The 6,000-nt window shown below is 42.5% G+C and carries 6 protein-coding genes and 1 pseudogene; 6 read left to right on the top strand and 1 reads right to left on the bottom strand.

Annotated features, from left to right (window positions below):
* Positions 1 to 1,406: 1,406 nt before the first annotated feature.
* The 3 genes from F6K46_RS27110 to F6K46_RS27100 all read left to right on the top strand — a co-directional run bounded on the left by F6K46_RS27110 (position 1,407) and on the right by F6K46_RS27100 (position 3,728).
* Positions 1,407 to 1,826 (top strand): hypothetical protein, encoded by a 420-nt coding sequence (locus F6K46_RS27110; RefSeq protein WP_293055720.1) that lies wholly within the window; start codon positions 1,407 to 1,409, stop codon positions 1,824 to 1,826.
* The gene (locus F6K46_RS27105) at positions 1,814 to 2,152 is read left to right on the top strand and encodes a hypothetical protein (RefSeq protein WP_293055723.1); all 339 of its coding nucleotides are present in this window, start codon (positions 1,814 to 1,816) and stop codon (positions 2,150 to 2,152) included. Before F6K46_RS27110 ends, F6K46_RS27105 begins: the two co-directional genes overlap by 13 nt.
* 88 nt (positions 2,153 to 2,240) lie before the next feature.
* Entirely contained in the window at positions 2,241 to 3,728 is a 1,488-nt protein-coding gene (locus F6K46_RS27100) for a hypothetical protein (RefSeq protein ID WP_075898881.1), read from the top strand.
* 90 nt (positions 3,729 to 3,818) lie between these two features.
* Here the strand turns inward: F6K46_RS27100 and F6K46_RS27095 are convergent.
* A pseudogene (locus F6K46_RS27095) lies at positions 3,819 to 3,923 on the bottom strand (ABC transporter ATP-binding protein); the annotation flags it as partial.
* A gap of 334 nt (positions 3,924 to 4,257) precedes the next feature.
* On the opposite strand from F6K46_RS27095, the gene F6K46_RS27090 reads away from it, so the two are divergent.
* The 3 genes from F6K46_RS27090 (at position 4,258) to F6K46_RS27080 (ending at position 5,867) form a co-directional block, all read left to right on the top strand.
* Positions 4,258 to 4,743 carry a hypothetical protein gene (locus F6K46_RS27090; protein WP_293055728.1) on the top strand — a complete coding sequence of 162 codons (486 nt, stop codon included), beginning with the start codon at positions 4,258 to 4,260 and terminating at the stop codon, positions 4,741 to 4,743.
* 503 nt (positions 4,744 to 5,246) lie between these two features.
* Positions 5,247 to 5,633: a transposase family protein gene (locus F6K46_RS27085; protein WP_293055731.1), complete on the top strand. Its 387-nt coding sequence runs from the start codon at positions 5,247 to 5,249 to the stop codon at positions 5,631 to 5,633.
* 84 nt (positions 5,634 to 5,717) lie between these two features.
* Positions 5,718 to 5,867, top strand: coding sequence for a hypothetical protein (locus tag F6K46_RS27080; RefSeq protein ID WP_293055734.1), 150 nt, complete (start codon positions 5,718 to 5,720; stop codon positions 5,865 to 5,867).
* Positions 5,868 to 6,000 lie beyond the last annotated feature (133 nt).

The raw sequence follows: 6,000 nt of genomic DNA, 5'->3' as shown, positions 1-6,000 counted from the left end.
CTCACAATAGAGTGAATTTGTTGATAATGAGCCAGTTTTTATCAATAAGCCATAGCTTATTGATTTTTGCGCAAATCCTGCTTACTAACTCCTCTATTATGTCCTAACTATCCCTTTCTTTGCTATAGTATTAATTACGGCTTCAGGAGAGCCCTTAATGTACTTAATACGTTTTTTCTTTGGGTTAGAATCTTCATGATTGTTGTCGTGATTCGGAATAAAGTCTGTAGACATGATTAAAAACATCAATTTTGTTTACAGTAATTATTATAATGATTATAAATTTAATTGTCAAGGGTTTAAATTTTTTTTTTTGGGGAGGTAATTTGAGAATAAATTTTAAAAAACCGAATGCTAAATTGATAGGTTATGGGCTACGCCAACAGCTATCAGCTATCAGTTATCAGTTCATGTAGTTCATGTAGGGTGGGCAGTGCTTAATACAAATCAGATCAGCTGAAAAAGCCCGTTAGCAGGTACTGCCCACCCTAGGATTAATCTCAACTACCGATTGCGGAAGCCCAATCATTTGGTGGCTTGCTGGTGGTCTCTTTTAGGAATCAAGCCGGTGTGAAAGCTGGGGGGGTTCTGCCATCATTACCGTTGACCCTGATCAGCCTAGGGAGGCAGCCTTTGAAGGTAATGGCTGGCTTGAAAGAGAACTAGCCGAGATCAGTACTAATTTGCCCAAGTGGGAAACAGCAGCGATCGCTTATGCTGATGTGATTAATAAACTCCATAGGGAGTAGGGGTAACTATCTCGAATGTACCTCATAACTATGATTAACACTATAGATAGTGTGCCAATCCCCTCATAACTTTTCAGGATTCCAAAGTCAAGCATTAGCGTCTAGTTTGACGTTGGCAGTGATTAGGGTTTTTACTCAAAAACTATGCTGAAAACGCACGAAACAGCCCTGAATGCTCAACAACGTCTTAACAAAACTTTAGGGTTTTACTTCCCATACTCTTAGGAGTATGTTAATATTTTGACGGCTTGTTAGAGTGACAAGGCAATTTTATAATGGAGGTGCAATGAGGCGAATTCTCTTATCTGAGCAGCTACAAGACAAACATTTGCCACGAGCGCTAGCAAGTTGGCCGTAGATGAGGCAATAGCAAAAGCTTTGCGAACCCAGCAATTGATTCCCTCAGCCATCTCAATTTGCAGGGAATCCATATCTTCACCGAAAGCAATGTCTTAGCTATACAATTGCGATCGCTAACCGTTGGGTTTAATCAAAGCTTAACCAATGTTGCCCTTCACAATTATCCAGCTGACGTGCTATATCAAGATAGAACGACGAATTCAAGTTCCATGGGAAAGTGAACAAGTTTTGGGTAACCAATCCTAAGCAACTATAGACACTAGAAATAGAAGAACACTAGAAAGAGAAGAAACAGAAATGCAGAACGTGGATTTTGAGATACAAATACCAGAGATCGAAAGTGCTCGCAACTTACCCATCCATGAAGAATACTTTTGGTTAATCCAAAATGGAACGAAACGCAAGCTCCGGTTACACGACTATGTTGATGTGTACCAAATTCCTTATTTGTACGAGCATCTGATGGAAAAGTTGGACAGCCAATCCCATATTGTGCTGACTTCTTTACTGGTTGAACAATTTACCCAAGCTGGCGGCACGGTTGAAGATATGGTGGTGCTAGATATGGGTGCAGGAAGTGGCTTGGTTGCCAAAACTCTAGCTGACTTGGGGGTCAAATCAATTGTGGGGACATTATTCCCCAAGCAGCAGAAGCTGCTCAACGTCAGTATCCTGGGGTTTACGAGGATTACCATGTGGGGGATTTGGCTAATTTAACCGAAACCACTAAGGAGGCATTAAGTCGTCGAGGGTTTAACTGCCTGATTTGTTGCTCCGCTCTGAGTAATGGTCATGTTTCGGCGGATGCTTTGAGTGTAGTATATAACCAGACTGCCCCTGATGGATGGATTGCCTTCAACGTAGCTCAGTATTTCTGGAAAGATGATACTGAGACGGGATTTCAGCAGCAGCACCCTTGGGTAACAGATACAAACATTTTTGAGGTAGTTCAGATACAACCCTACCGACACCGATTTTATACCGATGGACGTCCCCTAGAGTATGTAGCCATCATCGGGCGTAAGCGGTCTAGTATCCTATAAAGCTAGCTATCGAATAGCAAAAGTCTCGGTCGGTTGCGACCGAGCGGTAGACTTAAAGGGATTTGATAACACTAAAAATGGAGCAATAATGCTAGCACAAAAGAGTCGGATAGATTGTGACCAATTCAATGACTTCTTTGTAGAAGAAATTGCCTTAGAGGAGGTGTTGGTTGGCAAAGATACAATCGAGTTTATCTATAGCATTGAGGGCGAAAATATTCGCTGTTCCATCCGTTACAATTCCGTCGAGTTTACCGATCCAGCCTTAAAGTCGCCAGAAGAAACTAAACGTTTTGCAGTGGTTCTAGCAGTGATTTGCTCTGTGCGATTTGGTCCGTTACTTCCGAGACGATTAAATTTTACAACGTACAGTCGCTACATAGATCAGGAACTGCTGGAATTCCTCAAGGTTGTCATGGTTGGACACTGGAGTCAGCATCGCTATCAAGTGGGACAATTGAGTTACAAGTTTCCCGAGTTTGTAGTCACAGCTTCAGAACTAGGGAAAGACGCAAGTTATCCACTGTGGTCCGCTGCCAAGGTTGACGGTAAAGCAAAGATTATTTTAGGGTCTGGCTCGGGTAAAGACAGTCTGTTGTGCAGCCGGATTTTGGAAGCTGCCGGGATTAACTACGACATTGTAACGTACTTCCACGATATTTATGGGGAGGATGTGGGCCAAGAAACATTGTTCGAGCAGGTAACGAGCCATCTAAAATTTACAAATAAACACGGTGTTTACTTTTATGATCAGTATTACCCGTGGCTGGAAAATCGGTTAAGCAGAACGAATATCATTGCGAGGGCAAAGGATTATTTCGGGAACAATCGCTTTCGCTCGGAAGCGGGAGAAACGCTGCTGACCACAATGGCTATGATACCGGTTCAAATCGTACATGGTATTTCCCTTTTGGCATTGGGACACGAGAAGAGCGCTGATGCACCCAATCTGATTGAGCCGGAATCAGGGGAAGCGATCGCCCACCAATGGACTAAAAGTTTTACCTTTCATCAGACAATCTCCAAGCTCATAGCACGGATGTTTGAGGGAGTTAATATGGTAAGCCTGACCAAACCCATCCATGATATCAAAATCTTTGACCTGCTCTTTGGGCTTGACAACCAGCTACCTTATGGGACAAATTCGTGCAATGTACAAAAGCCTTGGTGTTGCAGATGTGAAAAATGTTGTTACGTCTTTGCCGGTTTTTGCGCCTATGGGGATGTGAGCAAAACCATTCAAGCTTTTGGCAACAATCTGTTGGAAATGGAAGAAAACGTACCTATTTGGGAAGATTTGCTCGGCCTGAACGGGTACATTGCCTGGGAGTGCGTAGGGCTTCCCGAGGAAACCCAGTGGTATTTTTACAAGCTCTATCTCAGGGGAGTCAAAGGTCGGGCAATGGATTTGTTTGAGCAAGAAGTTCTGAATCCGTTGAGACAAAAAGGAGAAGAGCATGTAAAACAATATTTCTCAGCAATCGAGAAAAACTATTCTCAAGTCTATGAAAACCACCATACGATGCCCGAGTGGTTGTGGCAAAAGATTCAGCCAGTCTTGGAACAAAAGTATTGAGTTGAACCCAAGGGAACCGGATATAGCTTTTGCTAGTAAGCCTCAGGTACATCTAAATTTTCTTCCAAGTCTCTGTTGATGCAAAGCGCGAGCCGTTTCAATTTCCAAAATAATCGACGGTTGAATCCCTTCGGTAGCTTCGTCTAACACTAATATAGCACTACGCATTAAGGTGTTTGACATTGATAAAACCTGAAACGCTGTTGTAGTAAACTTTTGCCTCTTGCCTCTTGCCTCTTGCCTTGGGCGTAGCGCTATAGCTGAGGACGTCCCATTAATGCCCGTGCGTTCCCATTCTCGCTCAATGGTATCGAGAGGCAACAGCGTTAGTATTTTTATCTGATCAGTATAATCCATGTATCAAAGGTAATGCAAGACCCATTGGTCAGATCTAGCCCAGGACTAAAGTCCTAGAACAATTCAGGTCTATTGCCTCATGTTGTTTCACCCTCCCTGTTTTTAGGATAGAGACATCAAACAGAAATCAGGTTACATCAAAACACTTAGAAATAGCTAAAGGGTGAACACCATGAATATCAAGCACTTTTCCCTACTTGCAGGTCTTGCAGCCATTACCCTCACTAGTTTTCCCATGGCAGTTAATGCCCAAAAAATGCATCGATCTTTCTCCAAACTTAACCTCACTGACCAGCAGGAACAGCAGATTGAAAACATCCGTAACAATACTTACTCTGAAATTGAGGATATTCTCACTCCCCAGCAACAAGAGCAATTTGAAACTATAAAAACACTACGCGGTCAACTACGAGACGCAAAAGAGGCTACGAATCTTTCTCAAGAGCAGCGAGAGGAAATCCGCGAAATTAAAAAGTCAGTACGAGAAGAGATGGAAAGTATGAATCTCTCTCAAGAGCAGCGAGGCGAAATCCGGGAGATTAAAAAGTCAGCACGAGAAGAGATGATGGGTATTCTCACCGACGAACAGCGCCAACAAATTCGTCAAGAAATGGGCTCACGTCGAGGTAAGCGTGGATTTAGAAGGGGATTGTTCTAAGACCAGATATCTTATGTAGGGTGGGCAGTGCTGAATAGAGATCACCTTAAAAAGTCCGTTGCTAGACACTGCCCACCTGACGATTAATCTAGCTGATGTAGGGTGGGCAGTGCTTAATAGAGATCACATTAAAAAGCCCCTTGCTAGACACTGCCCACCCTAGGGCGTGTTTTCAAAGTTTTCCGCAAGATTATGATCCCCCCCAGCCCCCCTTAAAAAAGGGGGGAGCCATAGTCAAAGTCCCCCTTTTTTAAGGGGGATAATGGGGGATCTCCGAGGCAAGAAGACACACCCTAGGTTTAATCTAGTTAAAAAGCCCCTTGCTAGACACTGCCCACCCTAGGGCGTGTTTTCAAAGTTTTCCGCAAGATTATGATCCCCCCCAGCCCCCCTTAAAAAAGCCATAGTCAAAGTCCCCCTTTTTTAAGCAGGGCTGTTTCATCATAGAGTAAAACGCTGTATAGTTAAGCAATAGCCGGAAAAACCAGGCTAATTTCCCTTATATGCCATGCATCATGGAGAAAAGCTTAATCGACTATCTCAAAGAAATACCTGATCATCGCAGTCCTCATGGTCTTCGTCATCCTCTATGGCTAGTACTTCTAATTATCATTATGGGGATGATGAGTGGTTATTGGGGTTATCGACAATTGGGTAGATTTGTGGAACGCCACCGCACAGAATTAATTAGTAGACTTCAAATTCCCAATGCTCGTGTTCCTTCTTATTCAGCAATCAGAAGAGTCATGATTAATTTAGATTACGAAGAACTCCAAGTTGTGTTTAATCAATGGAGTCAACAATATAGTTTAATTCCCTCTAATGAATGGGTATCGCTGGATGGAAAGAGCCTAAAAAATACCGTTACTGACTACGTTCGCGTAGCGTGACCAAAGGTCAATCAGGCCCAACAAAACTTTATCAACTGTGTTTCGGCTTTTTCCCATCAAAGAAGATTAGTATTAGGGGTAAAAATGATGGAAAATAAGCAGGAAAGCGAAATTACCATCGTTCGAGACTTAATTGAATTATTAGATTTAACTGGTGTAGTATTTACTTTTGATGCTCTTCATTGTCAAAAAAAACTCTGGCAGCGATCATCGATTCAGGGAATGACTATCTAGTTAAAGTCAAAAAAAATCAACCAAAATTATATCAACAAATAGAAACGGAATCAAACCAGCAAACACCACGACAAAAAGTGATCCATCATGAAAAAACTAGAAACCGTAATACTGTACGTCAAATAGAAGTGTT

It is taken from the genome of Moorena sp. SIO3E8, from assembly GCF_010692445.1.
Lineage (GTDB): Bacteria > Cyanobacteriota > Cyanobacteriia > Cyanobacteriales > Coleofasciculaceae > Moorena > Moorena bouillonii.
The sequence above is the reverse complement of the archived record's forward strand: the minus strand, read 5'-3'. Positions and strand labels throughout refer to the sequence as shown.